The sequence below is a fragment of the Microbacterium sp. LWH7-1.2 genome, assembly GCF_038397755.1.
Lineage (GTDB): Bacteria > Actinomycetota > Actinomycetes > Actinomycetales > Microbacteriaceae > Microbacterium.
Map to the genome: position 1 here is coordinate 3,093,861 of NZ_CP151637.1, position 20,497 is coordinate 3,114,357.

Here is a 20,497-nt window from a genome sequence, read left to right on the forward strand (position 1 = left end):
CAGAGAGGGGATGCCGCACCTCGCGGCATCCCCTCTCTGCTGTTCAGGGCGGGGATCGGCACGGGCACCGCAACGTAGGCTTGAGGGGTGAACCCCCGCGCTCTGCGGGCCGTCGGGCCCGTGATCCTCGTCGCGGCCGCGCTCGCGGTCATGGTATGGGCGCTGGCGTTCGGCGGCGGGGCCGCGCCGCTCGCGATCGCGGACCCCGGACCCCTCGTCCGCTGGGGGCTTCCGACCGCGAAGCTCGTCGTCAACCTCTCCGCCGCCGGCATGGTGGGCGTGCTGGTGACGGCACTGTTCACGTTGCGGGCGGGGGACCGCGCGTTCGACGTCGCCCTGGACACGGCGTCGATCTCCGCCGCCGTGTTCACGATGGCCGCGGCCGCCACCGGGTTCCTCACGTTCGTCGACGCGTTCAACCCCGTTTTCAGCATCGGGCCGGAGTTCGGCGCCCAGCTCGGCCGCTTCATCGTCGAGACCGAGGTCGGCCGCACGTGGCTCATCACCACGGTCGCCGGCGCCGCGCTCACCGTGCTCACCTTCGCGGTGCGCTCGTGGACCGCGACCTTCTTCGTGGCGCTCCTGGCCGCGGCATCCCTCGTCCCGATGGGGACCCAGGGCCACTCCGGCGAGGAGGCGTTCCACCACGAGGCGATGACCGCGCTCATCCTGCACATCATCGCTGCGGCGGTGTGGCTGGGCGGCCTGCTGCTCCTGGTGCTCGTGCGGCCGCTGCAGTCCCGTGACGACAGCGTCGCGACCGTCGCCCGTTACTCGAGCATCGCGCTCGCCGCCTTCGTCGTGGTGGCGGTGTCGGGCACCGTGCGCGCGGCGATCGGCCTGCAGGACTGGTCGGCGCTCGTCTCGCCGTACGGCGTGATCCTCGGCATGAAGGTGCTGGCGCTCGTCGGGCTCGGCCTCCTCGGCGCCTGGTACCGCAGCCGCCTGATCGGGAAGATGAAGATCGCGGATGCTGCCACCCGCGCCTTCTGGACGCTCATCGTCTTCGAACTCGTGCTGATGGGCGTCGCGAGCGGTGCCGCGGCTGCCCTCGCGCGCACGCCTCCGCCGGTCGCGCCGCTGATCCCCGCGACGCCGACGCCGGCCGAGCGCCTGACCGGCGCGCCCCTCCCGGCCGAGCTCACGGTCGACCGGTGGCTCACCGCGTGGAACATCGACCTGCTGTGGGCCGTCGTCGCCGGCTTCGCGATCTTCTTCTACCTCGTGGGCGTGTGGCGTCTGCGCCGCCGCGGCGACGCGTGGCCGGTGTACCGCACGATCATGTGGGTCGTCGGCTGGCTGCTGCTCGTGTGGGTCACGGGCGGGGTCATCAACGTCTATCAGGACTACCTCTTCAGCATGCACATGGTCGGGCACATGCTGCTGACCATGGCGATCCCGCTGCTGCTCGTGCCGGGCGCGCCCATCACGCTCGCGGCGCGCGCCATCCACAAGCGCGACGACGGCACTCGCGGCGGCAGGGAGTGGCTGCTCTGGGCCGTGCACTCGCCGGTGGCGCGCGTCCTCACGAACCCGTTCGTCGCGGCAGGCCTCTTCATCGGCTCGCTGTGGGTCTTCTACTACACCGACCTCTTCCGCTGGTCGCTGTACGACCACCTCGGGCACGAGTGGATGATCGCGCACTTCCTCATCACGGGGTACCTCTTCGTGATGAGCCTCATCGGGATCGACCCCGTGCCCTACCGCCTGCCGTACGCGGGGCGCCTGCTGCTCCTCATCGGCGTGATGGCGATGCACGCGTTCTTCGGCATCGCGATCATGATGCAGGAAGGCCTCATGATCGCCGAATGGTTCGGCTCGATGGGCCGCACGTGGGGCGCGACGCCGCTCGAGGACCAGTACACGGGCGGCGGCATCGCCTGGTCGATCGGCGAGATCCCCACGCTCATCCTCGCGATCACGGTCGCCATCCAGTGGAGCCGCAGCGACGACCGCGAGACCAGGCGCCGCGACCGCCACGCCGACCGGACGGGCGACGCCGAGCTCGAGGAGTACAACGCCCGCCTGGCCGCCCTGGCCGAGCGCGACGCACGTATCGGCGGCTGAGCTACCCTTTCGCGTTTCCGGAGGGCTCGTCGCCCTCGTCGCGGCGCGGCGATTCGGGCGCAGCATCCCATTTCGTCCCGGCGATGTCGCCGCGCAGCGTGCCCGTGACCTCGTCGACGGCGGCGCCGACGGTCGGGGCGAAGCGATCGGGCGTGAACCGCTCGGTGAGGCCGTAGCGGCCGAGGGCGTCGACGACCGGCGACTTCATCTCGGCGATGATGAGACGGATGCCGCGTGCCCGCAGGTACTCGTCTAGCTCGACGAGCTCGTCGGCGGCGGTGGTGTCGATGTCGGTGATCGGCTCGGCCGCGAGGATGAGGGTGGTCACGTCGGGGCCGGCGGCGCGGACGCGCGAGCGCACCCAGTCGTCGAAGATCGCTCCGTTCGCGAAGAACAGCGGCGCGTCGAACCGCACGATCACGACGCCGGGAACCCTCTTCCCTTCGGGGTTGCGCGACAGGTCGTGGTAGCCGCGCAGACCCTCGACCCGCCCGAGCTCGGCCCGGTACGGCCGCCACGAGCGGTTGACGAACGCGATGAACGACAGCCCGATCGTGATGACGATGCCCTCGAGCACCCCGAACACCAGGACGCCGAGGAACGCGGCCGCGGAGAGAATCGCGTCGACGACGTTGATGCGCACCAGTCGCACCACGCCGCGCGCGTCGATGAGGCTGATCGCTGCGCTGATGACGACGGCGGCGAGTGTGGCCGACGGGAGGAACCGGGTGAGGTCGGGCACCACGAGGATGAACACGATGAGCAGGACGGCGCCGATGACGCCGGTCAGCTGCGTGCGCGCACCCGCCTGTTCGGCGACCGGAGTGCGCGACGACGACCCCGAGACGGGGAACCCGCCCAGCGCGCCGCCTGCCATGTTGGCCACGCCCAGCGCCGCCATCTCCTGGCTGCCGCTGACGCTGTCGCCGCGGCGGGCGGCGAAAGTGCGTGACAGCACCGCGGTGTCGGTGAACGCGATGAGGGCGATGCCGGCGGCAGGGAGCGCGAGGGCCGCGACATCCGTCCACTCAAGTCCCGCGAGTGCGGGCGCCGGGAGCCCCTGCGGAAGGGCTCCGACGACGGGGATCGCGGACGCAAGACCCAGGATCGCGACGAGCACCATCGACAGCACCACCACGACGAGGGTGCCGGGCACGCGCGAGCGCAGCGCGCGGAGCGCGAAGATCACGACGAGGGATCCGACGCCGAACGCCGTCGCCACGGGGTCGATTCCTCCCGCAGCGATCGCCTCGACGATCCCGACGGCGCCCTGCCACACCGTCGGTGCGTCCACTGAGAACCCCAGCAGCTTCGGCAGCTGCGACAGGATGACGATGATCGCGATCGCGTTCAGGTAGCCGACGCGGATGGGCTTCGACAGGAGGTCGGTCACGAAGCCCAGGCGCACGAGCCCGCCGATCAGCAGCAGCACGCCGACCATGATCGCCAGCAGCCCCGCGAGCGCGACGGCCTGGGTCTCATCGCCGAGCGCGAGGGGCAGGATCGCCGCCGCGATGATGGGCGCGAGTGACGAGTCCGGCCCGAGCACCAGTACCCGCGACGGCCCGAAGACGGCGTAGGCGAGCAGCGGCACGATCGTGGCGTACAGTCCCGTCACCGGAGGCAGGCCGGCGACCTCCGCGTACCCCATGCCTGCAGGGATCAGCAGCGCGGTCACGACGACGCCCGCCCGTACGTCGGGCCACAGCCACGCGCGCTTGTACTCGCGTGCGACCTCGACGACCGGAACCCAGTGCGCGATGCCTTTCATCGACCTCATCATCGACCCCGGCACCCATCCTGGCGGAAAGCGCCGGTGGACTGCGCGAAGGGGCTGGTGCTACCTCGTGTCGGGTCCGGTCACCACGATGGTCGCGGTGCCGTCGGGGCGCACGGTGATCGTGCCCTTGACGATGAAGGGGACGTCCTCGCTGACGGCGCGCACGCGGCCGTCGAAGAGCGAGCGGATGCCGACCTCGATATGGGCGACGGCCTCGGCCGCGAGGATCGACCAGCCGGCGCCGTCCGGCTCGACCGCGACGGTCGGCTGCTGGGTGATGGACCACTTGGGCAGCGAGGTGATGCGGTCCTCGACGAAGTAGCCGAACGGGCACGCGGTCGGCTGCAGCACCTCCTGCGTCGCGCAGGAGGTGAGGAACTCCTCCACCTTCTCCTGGACGACGCTGAGGAACTTCTCGGTGGGCTGGGCGACGACGTTCACGGGGATGGCGCGGAACGGGCTGTCGGAGAGGACGGCGACGCCCGGCGTGCTCGAGATCGCGGTGTCGACCGACACGGAGTACAGCCCGGGCGAGAAGACGAGGAGCGAGACGGGGGCGGCCGGGTCGGCACCCGCCCCGTCCGGTGACACTTGACGCTTGTCGATCTCGAAGCCGTTCACATCGAAGACCATCGAGCCCGTGACGCCGAGGTTCATGACAGCGAGCGGGCTCTTCGCGAATCGCCACGTCGGCGCGAGGCCGATGGAGCCGTCCCGCTCGACCGAGAACGTCGTGCGGCCGTCGTGGCCGCGCGCCGTGTACTCGATGGTGACGTGCGTCACGTCGCCGTCCTGTTCCTCGGAGACGACTTGCGCATCGCGGATCGGGGCGAGGGCCGAGCTGCGCAGCAGCGCCTCGGACGCCGTCGGCGGCAGACCGGCCGCTTCGAGCTCGGCGGAGGTCACGGCGACACCGGGCACCGCGAGCGCGTCGGCCGCGCGCCCCTCGGCGAGCAGCTGCACGTAGCCTTCGACGAACGCCTTGGGGCTGTAGTACTCCCGCTGGATGACCCCCCACGCCGCGAATGCGGCGCAGAGGAGGAGTACGCCGACGATGCCGAGCAGCGTGAGATCGAGCGCGAGGCGGCGGCGCGTCCGTCCCTTCGCCGGGGGCTGGATGACGTCCCGTCCGGGGGTCGCCGGAGTGGCCGGAGGCGCACTCGCGCGACCGGACGACGTGTCCATCACCCCCTGGTCCACACGCCCAGTCTAGGAAATCGTGGCCGGGAGGCCCCTGTGGATGGCCAAGTTTGGACGGGGAGTCCACTCGCCGTTCATCCCTCCGGGAGGAGTCAGGGCATGATCGCGTCGCGCACCGCACTCGCGCCGGCGAGCTGCCCCGAGGCGATGGCGGCGGCCAGCGACACCATCGGGCCGGGCACCGCCGCCAGGTGCGCCATGTCGCCGCCCGCGTACACGCCCGGCACGGTCGTACGTCCCATCGCGTCGATCTCCACGCCGCCGCTCGGAAGGACGCCGCAGCCGAGCTGTCCGGCGAACGGTGCGCGCTGCGCGGCGGTGGCCGCGGTGAACACGCCGGCGACGTGCTCTGCCGAGCCGTCGCGCAGCGAGAGCTCCAGTCCGCCGTCGACCTCGGATACGAGCGCGACGTCGGCGGGACGGGCGATGAAGGCGGACGCGACGACGGGGCGCAGCATCCGTTCGATCATTCCGGCGTGCTCGCCGTCGATGAGGATGCCGACGCGCCGGCCGGCGAACTCGTGCCCGTGGCAGAACGGGCACTGCGCGACGAGGCGGCCCCACTGCTCGGCGAGCCCGGGGACCGACGGCAGCTCGTCGCGCATGCCGGTGGCGAGGACGAGGCGCGCGGCGCGCTCAGTGCCGTCGGGGGTGGTCACCGCGAAGTCGCCGAGCGATCCCGACACGGCGGTGACGGCCGCCGGGCGGACCTCGACGGTGTCGTACGCGGCGAGCTCGTCGCGCGCGATGCGGCGCAGCTCAGCAGGGCTGCGACCGTCGTTGGTGAGAAGGTTGTGGGCGTGCTCGACTGTCGCGTTGCGGTACTCGCCGGAGTCGAGCAGGAGCACGGTGCGGTGCATGCGGCCGATGGTGAGCGCCGCCTGGAGGCCGGCCGGGCCGCCGCCGATCACGATGACGTCGTACATGGGGATCCTCTCGTCGGGTTGCATCTGCGTCGATCCTGTGACTTCATGTCGACATGAAGTCAAGTCTGGCGATCGGAGACGCCGCCGCGCGGTTCTCGCTGCCCACGAACGTGCTGCGGCACTGGGAGGAGGTGGGACTGCTGCGGCCCGCGCGGGACGGGGGCGGTCGCCGGCGGTACGGGGACGACGACCTCGTGCGCATCGGCGTGATCGTGCGCAGCAAGAACGCCGGGATGAGCCTCGAACAGATCGGCGTACTGCTGGACGAGCAGGCGCCCGAGCGGCACCGCGTCCTCGAGGAGCACCTCGCCGACCTCGAGCGTCGCATGACCGACATGGAGCGCTCGCGACGCATGACCGAGCACGCCCTGCGCTGCCGCTCCCACGACATCACGACATGTCCGCGGTTCCGGGCGATCATGGACGAGGTCGTGGCGGGCACGGGACGATGGCGCGAAGCGGACGAGCCGCCTGTGGAGAGCGGTGGGGTGTCCACCGATCGGGCCGTGGAAGGCCGGGAGGCAGCATCCGCTCGTTAGCATGATTCGGTGAACACTCCGCCGCTGTCTGCCGAGCAGGAGGCGCTGTTCCGGCTCATCGAAGACACCCGCGAGCACGTGTTCGTGACCGGACGCGCAGGCACCGGCAAGTCGACGCTGCTGCAGCACCTCGCGTGGAATACGAACAAGCAGATCGCGGTGTGCGCACCGACGGGTGTGGCGGCGCTCAACGTCGAGGGCCAGACGATCCACTCGCTCTTCAAGCTGCCCCTCGGCATCATCGGCTCGCACGACGAGGACCAGTCGGACGCGACCCGCAAGCTCCTCAACGCCATCGACACGCTCGTGATCGACGAGATCTCGATGGTCAACGCCGACCTCATGGACGCGATCGACCGTTCCCTGCGCAAAGCGCGCGGCCGGCGCGGCGAGCCGTTCGGCGGCACGCAGATCGTCATGTTCGGGGATCCGTACCAGCTGGCGCCCGTGCCGCCGCGCGGCGACGAACTGCGTTACGTGCGAGACCACTACCGGTCGTTCTGGTTCTTCGACGCCATGGTGTGGGTGGGCGAGACCGCGACCGACGGCGTCCTGGATGTCGGGTCGTATGGGGCGGACCTCAACATCCGCGAGCTGGTCGACATCCACCGGCAGTCCGACCCCGCGTTCAAGGCGATGCTCAACGCGGTGCGGTACGGCCGGGTGACGGCCGACATCGCCGAGGTGCTCAACAGCACCGGCGCCCGCACTCCCCCGGATCCCCTCGATGGCGAGCATCCGATCATCACGCTCGCGACCCGCAACGACATCGTCAACAACATCAACCGGCGCCACCTGGCCGAGCTGGTCGGTCGCGAGCAGACGGCGACGGCCGAGGTCAACGGCGACTTCGGACGAGGGGATGCCGCCTACCCGGCCGATCTCGAGCTCAAGCTGAAGGTCGGGGCCCAGGTGATGTTCCTGCGCAACGACACCGCCGCGTTCGGCGAGCCGCCGCGGTGGGTCAACGGCACGATCGGCACCGTCACCCGCATCGCCGGCGAGACCGTGCGCGTCGACGTGGAGGGCGAGGAGTTCGACGTCGAGCCGTCGGTGTGGGAGAAGTACCGCTACTCGTACAACCCCGGCTCGAAGGAGCTCACCCGCGACATCGTCGCCGAGTTCACGCAGTTCCCACTGCGGCTGGCGTGGGCGGTCACGATCCACAAGTCGCAGGGCAAGACCTACGACCGCGCGGTCATCGATCTCGGCTCCGGGGCCTTCGCGCCGGGTCAGACCTACGTCGCCCTGTCGCGGCTGACCTCGCTCGACGGCCTGTACCTCTCACGACCGCTCCGGCCCCGCGACATCCAGGTCGACCCCGACGTACAGCGCTTCATGCGCTCCGCGGTGCGCCGGACACCTGTGGCCTGAGCCGACCGCGGTGCCGCAGCATCCGTCCTGCTGCTCAATCGGTGGGGGTCGTCCCTGATGGGGGATGCCGAAACACGGGTCGGTAACGGCGACACGCCGGTGATGGATGCTGCGCCCCGGTGTGTCGCGCGACCAGCCCGTCTTTCGGCACGAACTGCGCGAGCACGGACTGACGCTGTGGCGCGGGTCTCCGGCGAGGCTCAGGCGACGTGGGGGGCCCGGGCGGCCTTGGCGGCGGCGAGGTCCTCGAACAGCTCGGTGTTGAATCGATAGGCGAGCAGGACCTCGTCGATCACGCGCTCCTGTTCCTCGGCGTCCCACGGCGCGGCGTCGAGCTGCTCTCGGTAGACGTCCTTGAAGGCCTTGGGGTCGGCGATGTCCTCGAAGAGGTAGAAGCCGATGCCGTTCGTGTCGAACCCGAAGCGGCGGGCCATCAGGCGCCCGATGAACTGGCCCCCGGAGAGGTCGCCGAGGTAGCGCGTGTAGTGGTGTGCGACGAAGCCGCCCGCCCACGTGGCGCCGACCTCGTTGATGCGGTCGACGTACCGCTTCGTCGTCGGCAGCGGCTCGATGCGGTCGCGCCAGTCGGGGCCGACGAGGAACTCGAGGTCGGCCTCGAGCGCGGGGAGCCGCGTGAGCTTGTCGGAGATGAACACCGCCGCGACCGGGTCGTTGCGCATCTGACCCGCAGTGCGCTCCAGCGCCTCGTAGATGAACCAGTGCTGGACGACGAGGGCGACGTAGTCCTCGCGGGTGCCCTCCCCCTTCATGAGGTCCGCCATGAAGCCGGAGTGCTCGCTCGACGAGTGCGAGCTGCTGGAGCGCTCGCGCAGCGCGGCGGAGAACGGGATCGGGTCGCTCATACCTTCATGCTAACTGAAGATAAGGCGAACCTAACCACCCATTTCCTCCGCGTGCGGTCGTGGCTCGATTCCCAGGCGGCGGCACGCCTCGTCGTACAGCGCGACGATCTCGCGCCGGACCTCCCGGCGCTCCGTGATCGGTCCGGTCGGCCACGGCACTGCGATCTCGGCGGTCGTGCCGTCGTCGAGCGTCGCCTGCCAGACACCCTGATCCCCGTCGAACCCGGTCATCGTCGCGGCGCTGATCTCGGCATCCGCCACTCCCGCGTCCGCGGCGAAGGCGCGCGAGATCAGGAGGTTGTCGCCGGCGTGGTCGCCGTTCATGTGGCCGAGCACCCCGGTCAGGGCGGCCTCGTCGAAGAGGTGCGTCATGACTTCACCCTACGGATCGCCGTTCAACGCAGGCGGCGATGGTGTGTTTGAATTCATTGCACGATCATCGGGGGGTGAGAATGCGGACCCGCTCCACACATCGACGCGCCATCGCGGTGCTCGCCGGTGCCATGACGTCCGCGCTGCTCCTCGCCGGGTGCTCGTTCGAAGGCGACATCCAGCCTGATGTGCCCCCTCAGACGACCGCGCCTTTCGCCGATGAGACCGTGCAGCAGCTGACGGATGCCGTCACCCACGCGATGGGCATCACCGGGTCGTCCGGCGCGATCGTGGGCGTGTGGGCACCATGGAGCGGCAGTTGGGTCGCAGGCCTCGGCACGCAGCGGCCCGACGGCGGCGGCGAGGTCACCGACGACCTGGTGTTCCGCGCCGGCAAGGTGACGCGCGCGATGACGTGCGACGTGCTCTTCGAGGCCGCTGCCGAGGGCAAGGTGGAGCTCGACGACAGCATCGCCGAGTACGTCTCGGGCGTGCCGGACCTGAAGGACGTGACGCTCATCGAGCTCTGCGACGGGACGTCCGGCATCGGCTCGTACGCCGGCCAGCTGTACTCGTCGTGGCTCTCGAACCCCGACAGGGTGTGGGACCCGCGCTACCTGGCGAGCTTCGGCCTCGGCCAGCCGCGCACGAGCGACCCGGGCGCCGCCTATCGCGATTCCGATGCCGGGTACGTGCTGCTCGGCCTCGCGCTGCAGCGCGCGACCGAGCAGACGGCCGCCGACCTCATCCGCGGCTACGTCGCCGATCCACTCGGGCTCGATGCCACCGCGCTCGGTGAGCTGCCATCCTCGGGCGTGCTCCAGGGAGGGCAGTCGGTCAACAACGCCGAGGGCGCACTCGACTGCGCGCAGCCCCTGGATCTGACCGGCGCCTCGTCGAGCAGCGGCTTCACCGACGCCGGGGTGATCACCGACATCCACGATCTCGGGCGCTACGTGCAGTCGCTGGCGTCGGGTTCCCTCGTCGAGGACGACGACCGATTCAACGCACCGGTCGCGGTCGCCGCCGATGCCCCGTCGTGGTACGCCGCGGACGGGGGTGCGCTGATCGCGGGATCGCTCATCGGCCAGTACGGCAAGGTGCCGGGCTACATCACCGCGGCCTTCGCAGATCCCACGACAGGTCTGACGGTCGCCCTCGTGCTCAACAACTCCGCGGCCGACGCCGCCGTGGGCGAGTACCTCGCGTGGGAGCTGGCGGCGATCGCGTCGAAGACGCCCGCGTCGGCGGGCGAGACGGCGCCCGAGGCAGGCCTTCCCTGGACCGCCGAGCAGTACCACGCCGCGATCGACACCCTCGCGGTGTGCACTCCTCCGGCAGCGGAGTGAACGCGGGGGCGCGCCCCGGAAGCACTGCCGCCGCAGGCGCCGGACCGTCGGGGACGACGCCCGCGATCCTGTTGGTGATCGTCGGCCTCGCATGTCAGGAGGTCGGCGCATCGATCGCCGTGCTCCTGTTCCCGCAGGTCGGGCCGCTCGGCATGGTGATGCTCCGCCTGGTGTTCTCGGCGATCGTGCTGCTGCTGATCGCGCGCCCTCGTCTGCGCGGCCACTCGCGCGCCGACTGGACCGCGGTGGCGCTGTTCGGACTCGTGCTCGCGCTGATGAACGGCTTGTTCTACCTCGCGCTCGAGCGTCTGCCGCTCGGCGTGACCGTGACCATCGAGGTGCTCGGCCCGCTCGTGCTGTCGATCGTCGCTGCGCGCCGCGCCTCGGCGTGGCTGTGGGCGCTGCTCGCGCTCGTCGGCGTCGTCGCGCTGGGCGGCGGCGGGTGGGACCGGCTCGACCCGCTCGGCGTGCTGTTCGCACTGGGCGCCGCGGGCAGCTGGGCGTTCTACATCCTCGCCTCGGCGCGGGTCGGCCGGGCGTTCCCGAAGCTCGACGGGCTCGCGCTCGCGATGACGATCGGGGCGCTGATCGCCGTGCCGTTCGGGGTCGCGGACGCCGGCGTCGCCCTCCTGCGGATCGAGGTCGTCGCGCTGGGCGCGGCCGTGGCGGTGCTGTCGTCGACGATCCCGTACGCCCTCGAGCTCGTCGCGCTCCGGCGCCTTCCCGCCGCGGTCTTCGCGATCCTGATGAGCCTCGCGCCCGCGACCGCGGCCCTCGCCGGTTTCATATTCCTCGGGCAACATATGACGTGGCTCGAGATCCTCGGCATCGCACTGGTGATCGCCGCGAGCATCGGCGCGGTCCGCTCGTCCGCCCTCGCCGCGCGCGAGGCGGCCGAGCCGATCGCCTGATCCGGCGCGAGGTGCTGCGGCTCGATAGCATCGGGGCGTGACTCAGGCGAAGACGAGATGGGCGGTCCTCGGGCCGGGACAGATCAGCCGGGACTTCGTGGTCGGGCTTCGTGCTTCGGAACACGGGATGCTGCATGCCGTGGGCAGCTCGTCGGCCGAGCGCGCGTCGGCGTTCGCGACGGAGCACGGGGCCGCGGCATCCGGAACGTACGACGACATCCTGGCGCGCGACGACGTGGACGCGGTGTACGTCGGGACGGTCCACACGGCCCACGCCGACCTCGCGATCCGCGCGCTCGAGGCGGGCAAGGCCGTGCTGTGCGAGAAGCCTGCGAGCCCCACGCTCGATGAGGTGGAGCGGATGCTGGAGGCGGCGCAGCGTGCGCAGCGGCCCTTCCTCGAGGCCTTCAAGACGCGGTTCGGTCCCTTCGCCGACGCGCTGCGTGAGCTCGCCGCGGGCGGCGAGCTCGGCGCACTGCACCGGTTCGAGGGTGCGTTCGGCTTCGATGCCGGCACGCGCGAGGGGCGGCTGTTCGATCCGGCGGTCGGCGGCGGGGCCATCCTCGACGTCGGCTGCTACCCGCTGGCGCTCGCGATCGACCTCGCGGCCGCGGCGGGCCAGCCGATCGACGCGCCGGAGTACCGAAGCTTCCAGGCGGAGCTCGTGAACGGCGTCGACGGCTGGGCGACGGCCGAGATCGGGTTCGGCTCGGTGACGGCGCAGATGGCGACGGCGGTGGTCGAAGACCTCTCGGACCTGGCCCTCCTGCGGTTCGACGGCGCCGACGCCGACGTGCTGCTCCCGAACGTGTGGGGCAGCCGCACCGAGAGCCCGTCGACGCTGATCATCCGCCGCGGCGCCGACGAGCGGGTCGTCGAGGTGCCGACCGTGCAGCCGATGGCCGCCGAGGCCGACGCCCTCTCGCTCGCACTCGCCGAGGGCCGGCTCGAAGTGCCGCAGATGCCGTGGTCGCACACCCGTGCTGCGGCGCGTGTGCTCACGGACTGGCGCGCGGCCGCCCTCGCCGGCTGACGGCACCGCGGCCCGGGGTCAGCTCCAGGTGTGCACCGGCTCGTTCGTGTGCATCGCGTCGCGGTACTCGAGCAGGGTGGCGCGAAGGGCGTCGTAGCGCTCCACCCCGGTGCGGCGGCGCATCCGGTCGGTGAACCAGCCGGCGCCGGTGACGCCGGTGAGGCAGCGGCCCTCGATGATGCCGAGCAGGCGATCGCGGTCCGAGGCCTCGATGCCCCACGCATCGAGGCCCCGATACGCGAGAGGCAGCAGGCGCCGCAGCACGAGCTCGGTGGCGGGCACCTGGCCGGCGCCCGGCCAGTAGAGCTGGGCGTCGATGCCGTCTCGGGCGGCGGTGTGGAAGTTCTCCTCGGCAGCGGTGAACGACAGCTGCGACCACAGCGGCCGGTCGCTCTCGGCGATCGCACGCACGAGGCCGAAGTAGAACGCGGCATTGGCGACGGTGTCGACGACGGTGGGCCCGGCCGCCAGCACCCGGTTCTCGACCCGGAGGTGCGGCACCCCGCCCGCGACGTCGTAGATCGGGCGGTTCCAGCGGTAGATGGTGCCGTTGTGCAGGCGCAGCTCCGCGAGGTCGGGGATCCCGCCCGACTCGAGCACGGCCATCGGGTCGTCGTCGTGGACGATCGGCAGGAGCGCCGGGAAGTAGCGGACGTTCTCCTCGAAGAGGTCGAACACCGAGGTGATCCAGCGCTCGCCGAACCACACCCGCGGCCGCACCCCCTGCACCTTCAGCTCCTCGCTGCGGGTGTCGGTGGCCTGTTCGAACAGCGGGATCCGCGTCTCGCGCCACAGCTCCTTGCCCAGCAGATAGGGCGAGTTGGCCGCCATCGCCAGCTGCACGCCGGCGATCGCCTGTGAGGCGTTCCAGTACCCGGCGAACGCGTCGGGAGAGGTCTGAACATGCAGTTGGGTGCTGGTGCACGCCGCCTCGGGCAGGATCGAGTCCGCGGTGGTGAAGAGCCGTTCGGGGCCGTCGATGGAGATCGAGATGTCCTCCCCGCGCGCGTCGAGGATCTGCTCGCTCAGCAGCCGGTACCGGGGGTTCGCGCTGATGCTGTCGGGCCGGAGGTGCCCCTCGGCGACGGTGGGAAGGATGCCGATCATCACGAGGTGCGCGCCGATGGCGGATGACCGGTCCTCGGCGTGGTTGAGGCTGTCGCGCAGACCCCGTTCGAAGGTGGTGAGTCCCCCTTCGCGCAGGCGTGCGGGCGGCACGTTGATCTCCATGTTGAACTGGCCGAGCTCGGTCTGGAACGCCGGATCCGCGATCGCCTCGAGGGCTTCGGCGTTGCGCAGCGCCGGGTCACCCGCCTCATCCACGAGATTGAGCTCGACCTCGAGGCCGGTCAGCGGGTCGTCGGTGTCGAAGTGCGCCTCGGCCAGCATCCGGGCGAACACGTCGAGGTTGCGCCGGACCTTCTCGCGATGACGAGTGCGATCGGCGCGGGTGAACTCCTGTGCCGGGACGTCCTCCCCCATGCCGGAACTCTAGCGAGCCGCGGGCATTTGCGCGCCTACGCACCCCGCGGAGGCGCGGTCGAGCCGCGCACGTTCAGCGTGGGGTTCAGCACGACGCGGTGCACCGGGCGCGTGGGATCCTCGATGCGCCGCGCCAACAGGTCGACGGCGGCGCGGCCGACCGAGTTGCGTGGCGGTCTCACCGCCGTGAGCGCGGGCGTGAAGAGCTCGGCCACCTCGTCGTCGTACGCGACGACGGAGAGGTGGCCGCCGCCTCCGTGACCGACCTGCGACGAGCGGGTTCGGGGCGGTCGGCCCGGCGCCGGCGCGCTCCCTGTGGGGCACCGCGACCGCGACCGACGTGCGGGTGCTCCTTCCCGACGTCGCCGAGCTCGTCGTCAAGGACGGCGACATCGGCGCGACCGCGTTCGTCGGCGACGAGACGGTGTTCGAGCCGGCGCTCGTCGTCGAGGTCGTCGAGCCCATCGGCGCCGGCGACGCGTTCGCCGGCGGGATACGTCGCGGGACGCCTCTCGGGCGACGCCGTGCCCGACGGTCTTCGCGCGGGTCACGTGCGGGCCGCCCGCACCTTGCAGACCACCACCGACTCGATCGACGAGCCCGCGGCATCGCGGCCTGGACCCGCCGCCGGCATCCCGATGTGACGGGTTCGGGGCGCACCACGACCGTTCGGGGCGCAGGCCGCGCGCCCCGAACGCGGGCGATGCGCCCCAAACCTTAGAAGATAACCAGACCAGATGCACGAAGGACCTCCGAATGACCTCCCAGCCCACCTCCTCGACGGGAACGGATGCCGCCGCCCAGGCGGCCTGGTTCGATACGGCGTTCGCCGGGGCACCGCTCATGGCGATCCTCCGCGGCATGGGGGTCGAGCGCTCGGGGCGCCTCTCCGAGACGGCGTGGGACCTCGGCATCGACTCCGTCGAGGTGCCGCTGCAGACCGACGAGGACGAGCGGGCCCTGCGTGCGGTCGTGGAGGCCGCGACCGCCCGTGGCAAGAGCGTCGGGGCGGGCACCGTCATCACTCCCGGCCAGGTGACGCGGGCCGCCCACGCCGGCGCGGTGTACCTCGTCTCGCCAGGTCTCGACCGGTCGTGGTGCGGGCGGCGCAGGATGCCGGCATCCCGATCTTCCCCGGCGTCGCAACCCCCAGCGAGGTGCAGCTCGCGGTCTCGCTCGGGCTGGCGTGGCTCAAGGCATTCCCCGCCACATGGCTCGGCAGCGGCTGGTTCAGACACATCCGCGGCCCGTTCCCGCAGATGAGGTTCGTCGCGACCGGTGGACCTGACGCGTCGAACGTCGACGAGTTCCTCGACGCGGGTGTGCGCGTCGCCGCCGTCGGCTCCGCTCTGGAGGATGCGTCCCAACTCGAGCGCCTCGCCGCGCTGCTCCACGCCCGCACGGGCTCCGCCCGATGACCCTCGGCGCAGACCGCTCACCTGTCGCGAACGGCCGCGCGGACCTGCAGCACGTGACAGGCGCGCAGCGGTTCGCGATCGGTGAGACGGACCTCCTCTTCGACGGGGAGCCGTTCCGGGTGCTCGCCGGGGCGCTGCACTACTTCCGCGCGCACCCGGGGCAGTGGGCCGGCACCTGCGTTCTCGGTTGCCCTGGAGGCGGTCGAGGGGGAAGGGCGCTCGCGACTCTCGAGGCGTTCAAGGTCAGAGCAGCGGGGCGAACTCTCGCGCCGAAGAGGCACGGGTGAATCGTCGTCACGCGGGGGTGTCGCTGGTTGACTGGGCCGATGCCCCTCGCGTCTGACGCCCGGGTCGCCGTGTGCGGACCCGCCTCGTGGAACCACCTCATCCTGCTCGACCGTCTTCCCGAGCCGGTACCGCACATGCAGTTCGCGCTCGGCGACCTGCGTACGCTCGGTGGGACGTCGGCCGGCAAGGGGCTGCACCTGGCCGACCTTGGCGTCGACGTGACGCTTCACGCGCTGCTGGGTGCCGACGACGACGGCCGCCGTGTGTCGGCGGCGCTCGCCGCGGCGGGCGTGCGGGTCGAGGCGTATCCGTCGGAGCGTACCGAGCGCCACGCCAACCTGATGACCGCGGCCGGGGAGCGCGTGAGTCTCTACCTCGCGACGCCGTCGGCGGCATCCGTCGGCACGCTCGACCGTGTCGAGGGCGCCCTCGCCGACGCGGACATCGCGGTCGTCGACCTCAGCGAGGTCGGGGTTGCGATCGTGCGGCGCCGGCTCACCGGTGCGGCGGGTGCCCCGATCGGGACCGACCTCCACGACTACGACGGCTCGGCGGAGTTCCACGAGCCGTTCCTCCGCGCCGCCGATGTCGTCTTCATGAACGACGACGCGACCGACGATCCGTGGTCGCTCATGCAGAGCTGTCTCGACCGCGGACCGCGCCTCGCCGTCTGCACCCTCGGTGCGCGGGGCGCCGTCGCACTCGCCGCGTCGGGGGAGCGCGCGACGGTCGAGGCCGTCCCGGTCGACGTCGTCGACACGAACGGTTCCGGCGACGCGTTCTTCGCGGGCTTCCTCGCCGCCTCGCTCTCGGGTGAGGATGTGGACGGATGCCTCGCCGCCGGCGCCCGTCAGGCGGTCGTGGCGCTGTCGTCCGAGCACCTGCATCCGGCGGTCGCCGCCGGCAGGGTCACCAGCGGGCTTCGGTGACGTTCGCGGGGCTTTTCGACGCGTCGTAGACCCGCACCCACGCGGGGCGGACCACGACGACCGCGAAGTCCGGGTCGAGTGCGCGCGAGCCGGGGAACTGCGCATTGTAGGCGCTGCCGTACTCCTCGCGCAGGGTGCCGTGCACGATCGTCCCGAAGCCGTCGATCTGCGCTGACACGGAGCCGTCCGTCCCGATGACGACCGCGATGCGGTGGTCGTGGCGCAGGTTCTCCGCCTTGCGCGAGCCCACCAGCGTGTCGAACACGAGCGTGCCGTCGTCGAGCGCGGCGATCCCGACGAGCGCCGCCTCGGGCGCTCCCGATGGCGACACGGTCGCGACGACACCCTGCGCTTCGCCGCGCACGAAGGCCACGAATGCCGAAACGTCACGCGGATCGAACGCCATCCGCTCACAGTACGGCAGAGCGTGCCCCGGACATCGACTCGCACGACGACGGATGCCGCGCCGCATCGCCCGTCAGAAGCTCGTGTTGAGGGCGACGATGGCCCGCAACGATCGTGCTCAGAACACGATGACGGGCTTGACGGTGACGCCGTGGTGCATATCGTCGGCCGCGCGGGCGATGTCGTCGAGCGAGTAGCGCTTCTCGAGTCTCTCGAGCGGCAGCTTGCCATCGGCGTGCAGCGCGATCAGCTGCGGGATGAGCGTCGCCGGATCGGAGTCGCCCATCGTGACCCCGCGCAGGATCTTGCCCGGGAGGATCCCCTGGATATCGACGGGGATCTCAGTGCCGGGTGGCGGGGCCCCGCACACGAGCACCGTGCCGCGCACCGAGGCTGCGTCGAGCGCCCCTCGCGCGACCTTCGGGCTGCCCGTCGTGTCGAAGCTCAGGCTGACGCCGCGGCCGCCGGTAAGTCCGGCGAGGCGCGCGGCGACGTCTTCGGTGCCGGCGTCTATCGTCGCGGTCGCGCCGAACTCCACGGCGAGCCGCAGTCGCTCGTCGACGAGATCGATCGCGATCAGCTGGGCCGGGTGACGCTGTGCGGCCGCCATCACCGCCGAGAGCCCGACCGCGCCTGCGCCGTAGACGGCGACGATGTCGCTCTCGCCGGGATCGAGCACGTTCCACATCGACCCGAAGCCGGTGAGCACCCCGCAGCCGAGCGGTGCGAGCACCGCGAGATCCGCACCCGCGTCGACCCGGACGACCGAGCGTTCGTCGGCGATCGCGTACTGGGCGAACGACGATTGGCCGAAGAAGCGGCTCGCGACGGGAGTGCCCTCGCGCATGATGTCTCCGGAGCCCTCGGGGCGCAGCATCCCGAGCAGATTCCGCGGCAGCCACGTCTCGCAATAGGCCGGGTGGCCTGAGTCGCACCCGGCGCACGCGCCACACGAGGTGAAGCTGAGCAGCACCTGGTCGCCGGGCGCGAGACCCGTCACGCCCTCGCCTATGCGGTCGACGATGCCGGCGCCCTCGTGACCGATGATCCCGGGGGCGGGGAACGGGATCCCACCGGCGATCACCCCGAGATCGGTGTGACACAGGCCCGAGGCGACGAGCTTGACGAGCACCTCTCCGTGCCCGGGTTCGGGAAACTCCACGTCGCTGATGACGAGCTCGCCCGCCTCGAGGACGGCGGCGCGTCCCGCGGTCACTGGGCGGACCCCTGCTCGAGGTTGATCACGATCGAGTGCGAGCGCTGGTACGAGGCCATCGCCTCGGGGCCTCCCTCCCGGCCCCAGCCCGAGGCTTTGACACCGCCGAAGGGAGTAGCGGGATCGAGCAGCGCCCAGCCGTTCACCCAGGTGATGCCCGCCTCGAGCCGCGCGGCGACCCGGTGCGCTTTCGCAAGATCCGAGGTCTGGATTCCGCTGGCCAGCCCGTAGCGGGTGGAGTTTGCGAGCTGGATGGCCTCCTCCTCGGTGTCGAAGGGCTGCACCGTGAGGACCGGGCCGAACACTTCTTCGGACACGGCTTCGGCGTCGGCATCGAGGTCGGCGAGCACCGTCGGGCGGTAGTAGAACCCGTCGAGTTCGGAGACCCTCTCGCCTCCGGTGACCACGCGGGCTCCGGCATCCCTCGCCCGGTCGACCATCGCGGCGACCTTCTCGAGCTGGGTCGCGCTCGCGAGCGGACCGATCACCGTCTCGGGCTTCGTGATGTCACCGAAGGGCACGTGAGGCACGGCGTCGGCGAGGACACCGAGCACGATGTCGTAGATCGGACGCTCGACGAGGAGCCGAGGCCCCGCCATGCAGAACTGTCCGGCGTTGAAGACGAACGCGGCGATGACGGTCTGCATCGCGGTGTTCAGGTCGGCGTCGGCGAAGAGGATGTTGGCGGCGTTGCCGCCCAGTTCTGCGGTGAACGACTTCAGAGTGCTGCCCGCGAGCTGTGCCGCGTGGGCGCCGATCTCGGTCGAGCCGGTGAACGCGATCTTGTCGACGCACGGATGCGTGACCAGGTGATCGCCGATCGCCGCGCCCGAGCCGGTGACGACGTTGAAGACGCCGTCCGGTACGCCCGCCTCCTGGAGGATCTGCGCCATCAGCAGTGCGCTCAGCGGAGTGTCGCTCGCGGGCTTGTGCACGATGGTGTTGCCGGCGATGAGGGCGGGAGCGATCTTCGAGCTCGACAGAATTAGCGGGAAGTTGAACGGCGTGATCGCCGCGACGACGCCGATCGGCTCCTTCTTGACGTAGACGTGCGTGTTGCCGGTCGTCTCGCGGACCGAGCCGTCGAGGTGGTGCCCGAGGCTCGCGTAGTACTCGTACAGCTCGGCCGCGTTGTTGACGTCGACGATACGCGCGAACGTGATCGGCTTGCCGACATCGGTGCTCTCGGCCTGGACGAGCTCTTCGGCGCGCTTGCGCATGAGGGTGTACGCCCGCTGCAGGATGCGCGCCCGTTCGCGGCTGGACAGCCCCGACCACACGCCCGAGTCGAAGGCGGCGCGCGCGGCGGCGACGGCGTCATCGACGTCGGTGGTCGTCGCCTTCGCGACGTCGGTGATCTTCGTCCCGGTCGCAGGTGCGATCACGTCCATGCGACCGCCGTCCAGGGCATCCCGCCACTTTCCGCCGATGAACAGCCGCCCGGGCGGGAAGGCAGTGGGGGATGCGGATGCCGTGGGTGCGGTATCGGTGATGGTCATGGTGGTGCTCTTCTCTGAGTGGTGAATGCGTGCGGGTGCAGCTGCGGGGGGCGAGGTTCAGGCAGCCCGAGGTTCAGACGGGGACCGACGACGTGGTCGCGACCCGCTCGAGCAGGTCGGCGAAGCCCGCGGGATCTTCCTGGAACGGCGCGTGGCCGTGGGCGACGCGGACGATCGCTCCGCCGGTGCGCACGGCGAGCGCGTCTTGGAAGGCGGGCGCCACGACCGCGTCGTTCTCGGTGAGCACGTAGGTCGTCGGCTTCGCCCGCCACGCGACCCGCGAGAGCGGGTCGCTGAAGGAGGCGAGCGACTGCGGCCTGAAGAGGTCGGCGAGCTGCTCGGATGCCTCGCGCGGAACGCCCGGCGGCATGTCGGCGGCGATCATCTCCACGCGCTCGTCCCGGTCGCGGCCCAGTGTCAGCTGGTCGTCGGAGATGCCCCACACGCCGGGGAGGGCGCCGCCCATCGAGGTGATGACGCTCTCGCCCGCGTCCAGCGCGAACGCCGCGATGTATACGATGCGTTCGACGGCGGGATGGTCGCCCGCCTCGGTCACCGGCACGCCGCCGTAGGAGTGCCCGACGAGCACGACGGGTCCGTCGGCGCGGTCGATCGCGGCGGTGATGGCGGCGGCATCCTGAACCATGCTCTCGGTGCTCCCCGTCGACGGAAGGTCGAGCGCGTCCACCTCCCAGCCGCGCTCGCGCAGGATCTGCACGAGCGGCTCGAACTCCCACGAGCCGACCCAAGCGCCGTGGACGAGGATGATCCGGGGTCGGAGCTGTGCTGTCATCGGAGATTCCATACCTTTCGGGACTGCGCGTGGGCTCGCGGTCGCGATGCCCG

General features: G+C 71.0%; 20 protein-coding genes and 2 pseudogenes. 11 read left to right on the forward strand and 11 right to left on the reverse strand.

Going from position 1 to position 20,497, the window contains the following annotated elements; all coding sequences use genetic code 11:
* The first annotated feature begins 87 nt into the window (after window positions 1–87).
* The gene (locus MRBLWH7_RS14350; RefSeq protein ID WP_341995622.1) at window positions 88–2,067 is read left to right on the forward strand and encodes a cytochrome c oxidase assembly protein; all 1,980 of its coding nucleotides are present in this window, start codon (window positions 88–90) and stop codon (window positions 2,065–2,067) included.
* A gap of 1 nt (window position 2,068) precedes the next feature.
* Here MRBLWH7_RS14350 and MRBLWH7_RS14355 read toward each other — a convergent pair whose 3' ends face one another.
* From MRBLWH7_RS14355 to MRBLWH7_RS14365, 3 genes are all read right to left on the reverse strand, one after another.
* Complete coding sequence (locus tag MRBLWH7_RS14355; RefSeq protein WP_341995624.1) at window positions 2,069–3,838, reverse strand: SulP family inorganic anion transporter; 1,770 nt, start codon at window positions 3,836–3,838, stop codon at window positions 2,069–2,071.
* 69 nt (window positions 3,839–3,907) lie between these two features.
* A complete protein-coding gene (locus tag MRBLWH7_RS14360; RefSeq protein ID WP_341995626.1) occupies window positions 3,908–5,047 on the reverse strand; it encodes a hypothetical protein in 1,140 nt (379 codons plus the stop codon).
* A gap of 92 nt (window positions 5,048–5,139) precedes the next feature.
* Window positions 5,140–5,973, reverse strand: a complete 834-nt coding sequence (locus tag MRBLWH7_RS14365) for an NAD(P)/FAD-dependent oxidoreductase (protein WP_341995628.1) — start codon at window positions 5,971–5,973, stop codon at window positions 5,140–5,142.
* A gap of 53 nt (window positions 5,974–6,026) precedes the next feature.
* Between MRBLWH7_RS14365 and MRBLWH7_RS14370 the strand changes: the two genes are divergently transcribed.
* Both MRBLWH7_RS14370 and MRBLWH7_RS14375 read left to right on the forward strand, forming a co-directional pair.
* Entirely contained in the window at window positions 6,027–6,512 is a 486-nt protein-coding gene (locus tag MRBLWH7_RS14370) for a MerR family transcriptional regulator (protein WP_341995630.1), read from the forward strand.
* 9 nt (window positions 6,513–6,521) lie between these two features.
* Window positions 6,522–7,886 (forward strand): DEAD/DEAH box helicase, encoded by a 1,365-nt coding sequence (locus MRBLWH7_RS14375; protein ID WP_341995632.1) that lies wholly within the window; start codon window positions 6,522–6,524, stop codon window positions 7,884–7,886.
* A 200-nt stretch (window positions 7,887–8,086) separates the two neighbouring features.
* Here the strand turns inward: MRBLWH7_RS14375 and MRBLWH7_RS14380 are convergent, their stop codons facing one another.
* Window positions 8,087–8,749, reverse strand: a complete 663-nt coding sequence (locus MRBLWH7_RS14380) for a biliverdin-producing heme oxygenase (RefSeq protein ID WP_341995635.1) — start codon at window positions 8,747–8,749, stop codon at window positions 8,087–8,089.
* A gap of 30 nt (window positions 8,750–8,779) precedes the next feature.
* A complete protein-coding gene (locus MRBLWH7_RS14385) occupies window positions 8,780–9,121 on the reverse strand; it encodes a DUF2470 domain-containing protein (RefSeq protein WP_341995637.1) in 342 nt (113 codons plus the stop codon).
* Between the two features lie 80 nt (window positions 9,122–9,201).
* On the opposite strand from MRBLWH7_RS14385, the gene MRBLWH7_RS14390 reads away from it, so the two are divergent.
* The 3 genes from MRBLWH7_RS14390 (at window position 9,202) to MRBLWH7_RS14400 (ending at window position 12,414) form a co-directional block, all read left to right on the forward strand.
* The gene (locus MRBLWH7_RS14390) at window positions 9,202–10,470 is read left to right on the forward strand and encodes a serine hydrolase (protein WP_342002063.1); all 1,269 of its coding nucleotides are present in this window, start codon (window positions 9,202–9,204) and stop codon (window positions 10,468–10,470) included.
* Window positions 10,471–10,538: 68 nt separating this feature from the next.
* The gene (locus MRBLWH7_RS14395; protein ID WP_342002065.1) at window positions 10,539–11,381 is read left to right on the forward strand and encodes an EamA family transporter; all 843 of its coding nucleotides are present in this window, start codon (window positions 10,539–10,541) and stop codon (window positions 11,379–11,381) included.
* Between the two features lie 37 nt (window positions 11,382–11,418).
* Window positions 11,419–12,414 carry a Gfo/Idh/MocA family oxidoreductase gene (locus MRBLWH7_RS14400; RefSeq protein WP_341995638.1) on the forward strand — a complete coding sequence of 332 codons (996 nt, stop codon included), beginning with the start codon at window positions 11,419–11,421 and terminating at the stop codon, window positions 12,412–12,414.
* A gap of 18 nt (window positions 12,415–12,432) precedes the next feature.
* Here MRBLWH7_RS14400 and MRBLWH7_RS14405 read toward each other — a convergent pair whose 3' ends face one another.
* Both MRBLWH7_RS14405 and MRBLWH7_RS14410 read right to left on the reverse strand, forming a co-directional pair.
* Window positions 12,433–13,896 carry a glutamate--cysteine ligase gene (locus MRBLWH7_RS14405; protein WP_341995640.1) on the reverse strand — a complete coding sequence of 488 codons (1,464 nt, stop codon included), beginning with the start codon at window positions 13,894–13,896 and terminating at the stop codon, window positions 12,433–12,435.
* Between the two features lie 35 nt (window positions 13,897–13,931).
* Window positions 13,932–14,126, reverse strand: a pseudogene (locus MRBLWH7_RS14410) (substrate-binding domain-containing protein); the annotation flags it as partial.
* A 116-nt stretch (window positions 14,127–14,242) separates the two neighbouring features.
* On the opposite strand from MRBLWH7_RS14410, the gene MRBLWH7_RS14415 reads away from it, so the two are divergent.
* The 5 genes and pseudogenes from MRBLWH7_RS14415 (at window position 14,243) to MRBLWH7_RS14435 (ending at window position 16,531) form a co-directional block, all read left to right on the forward strand.
* Window positions 14,243–14,617, forward strand: coding sequence for a PfkB family carbohydrate kinase (locus MRBLWH7_RS14415; RefSeq protein ID WP_341995642.1), 375 nt, complete (start codon window positions 14,243–14,245; stop codon window positions 14,615–14,617).
* Between the two features lie 140 nt (window positions 14,618–14,757).
* Window positions 14,758–14,928 (forward strand): annotated as a pseudogene (locus MRBLWH7_RS14420) (2-dehydro-3-deoxyphosphogluconate aldolase); the annotation flags it as partial.
* 62 nt (window positions 14,929–14,990) lie between these two features.
* Window positions 14,991–15,314, forward strand: coding sequence for a bifunctional 4-hydroxy-2-oxoglutarate aldolase/2-dehydro-3-deoxy-phosphogluconate aldolase (locus MRBLWH7_RS14425; RefSeq protein WP_341995643.1), 324 nt, complete (start codon window positions 14,991–14,993; stop codon window positions 15,312–15,314).
* Window positions 15,311–15,601, forward strand: coding sequence for a hypothetical protein (locus MRBLWH7_RS14430; RefSeq protein WP_342002197.1), 291 nt, complete (start codon window positions 15,311–15,313; stop codon window positions 15,599–15,601). The genes MRBLWH7_RS14425 and MRBLWH7_RS14430 overlap by 4 nt, the downstream gene beginning before the upstream one ends.
* 39 nt (window positions 15,602–15,640) lie before the next feature.
* On the forward strand, window positions 15,641–16,531 hold the full coding sequence (locus tag MRBLWH7_RS14435; protein WP_341995645.1) for a PfkB family carbohydrate kinase: 891 nt from the start codon (window positions 15,641–15,643) through the stop codon (window positions 16,529–16,531).
* Here MRBLWH7_RS14435 and MRBLWH7_RS14440 read toward each other — a convergent pair.
* The 4 genes from MRBLWH7_RS14440 to MRBLWH7_RS14455 form a co-directional block, all read right to left on the reverse strand.
* Entirely contained in the window at window positions 16,512–16,937 is a 426-nt protein-coding gene (locus tag MRBLWH7_RS14440) for a pyridoxamine 5'-phosphate oxidase family protein (protein WP_341995647.1), read from the reverse strand. The two genes, MRBLWH7_RS14435 and MRBLWH7_RS14440, sit on opposite strands and share 20 nt — an antisense overlap.
* 117 nt (window positions 16,938–17,054) lie before the next feature.
* A complete protein-coding gene (locus tag MRBLWH7_RS14445) occupies window positions 17,055–18,152 on the reverse strand; it encodes an NAD(P)-dependent alcohol dehydrogenase (protein ID WP_341995649.1) in 1,098 nt (365 codons plus the stop codon).
* Entirely contained in the window at window positions 18,149–19,651 is a 1,503-nt protein-coding gene (locus MRBLWH7_RS14450) for an aldehyde dehydrogenase family protein (RefSeq protein ID WP_341995651.1), read from the reverse strand. Before MRBLWH7_RS14450 ends, MRBLWH7_RS14445 begins: the two co-directional genes overlap by 4 nt.
* A 73-nt stretch (window positions 19,652–19,724) precedes the next feature.
* Complete coding sequence (locus MRBLWH7_RS14455; protein WP_341995653.1) at window positions 19,725–20,444, reverse strand: alpha/beta hydrolase; 720 nt, start codon at window positions 20,442–20,444, stop codon at window positions 19,725–19,727.
* Window positions 20,445–20,497 lie beyond the last annotated feature (53 nt).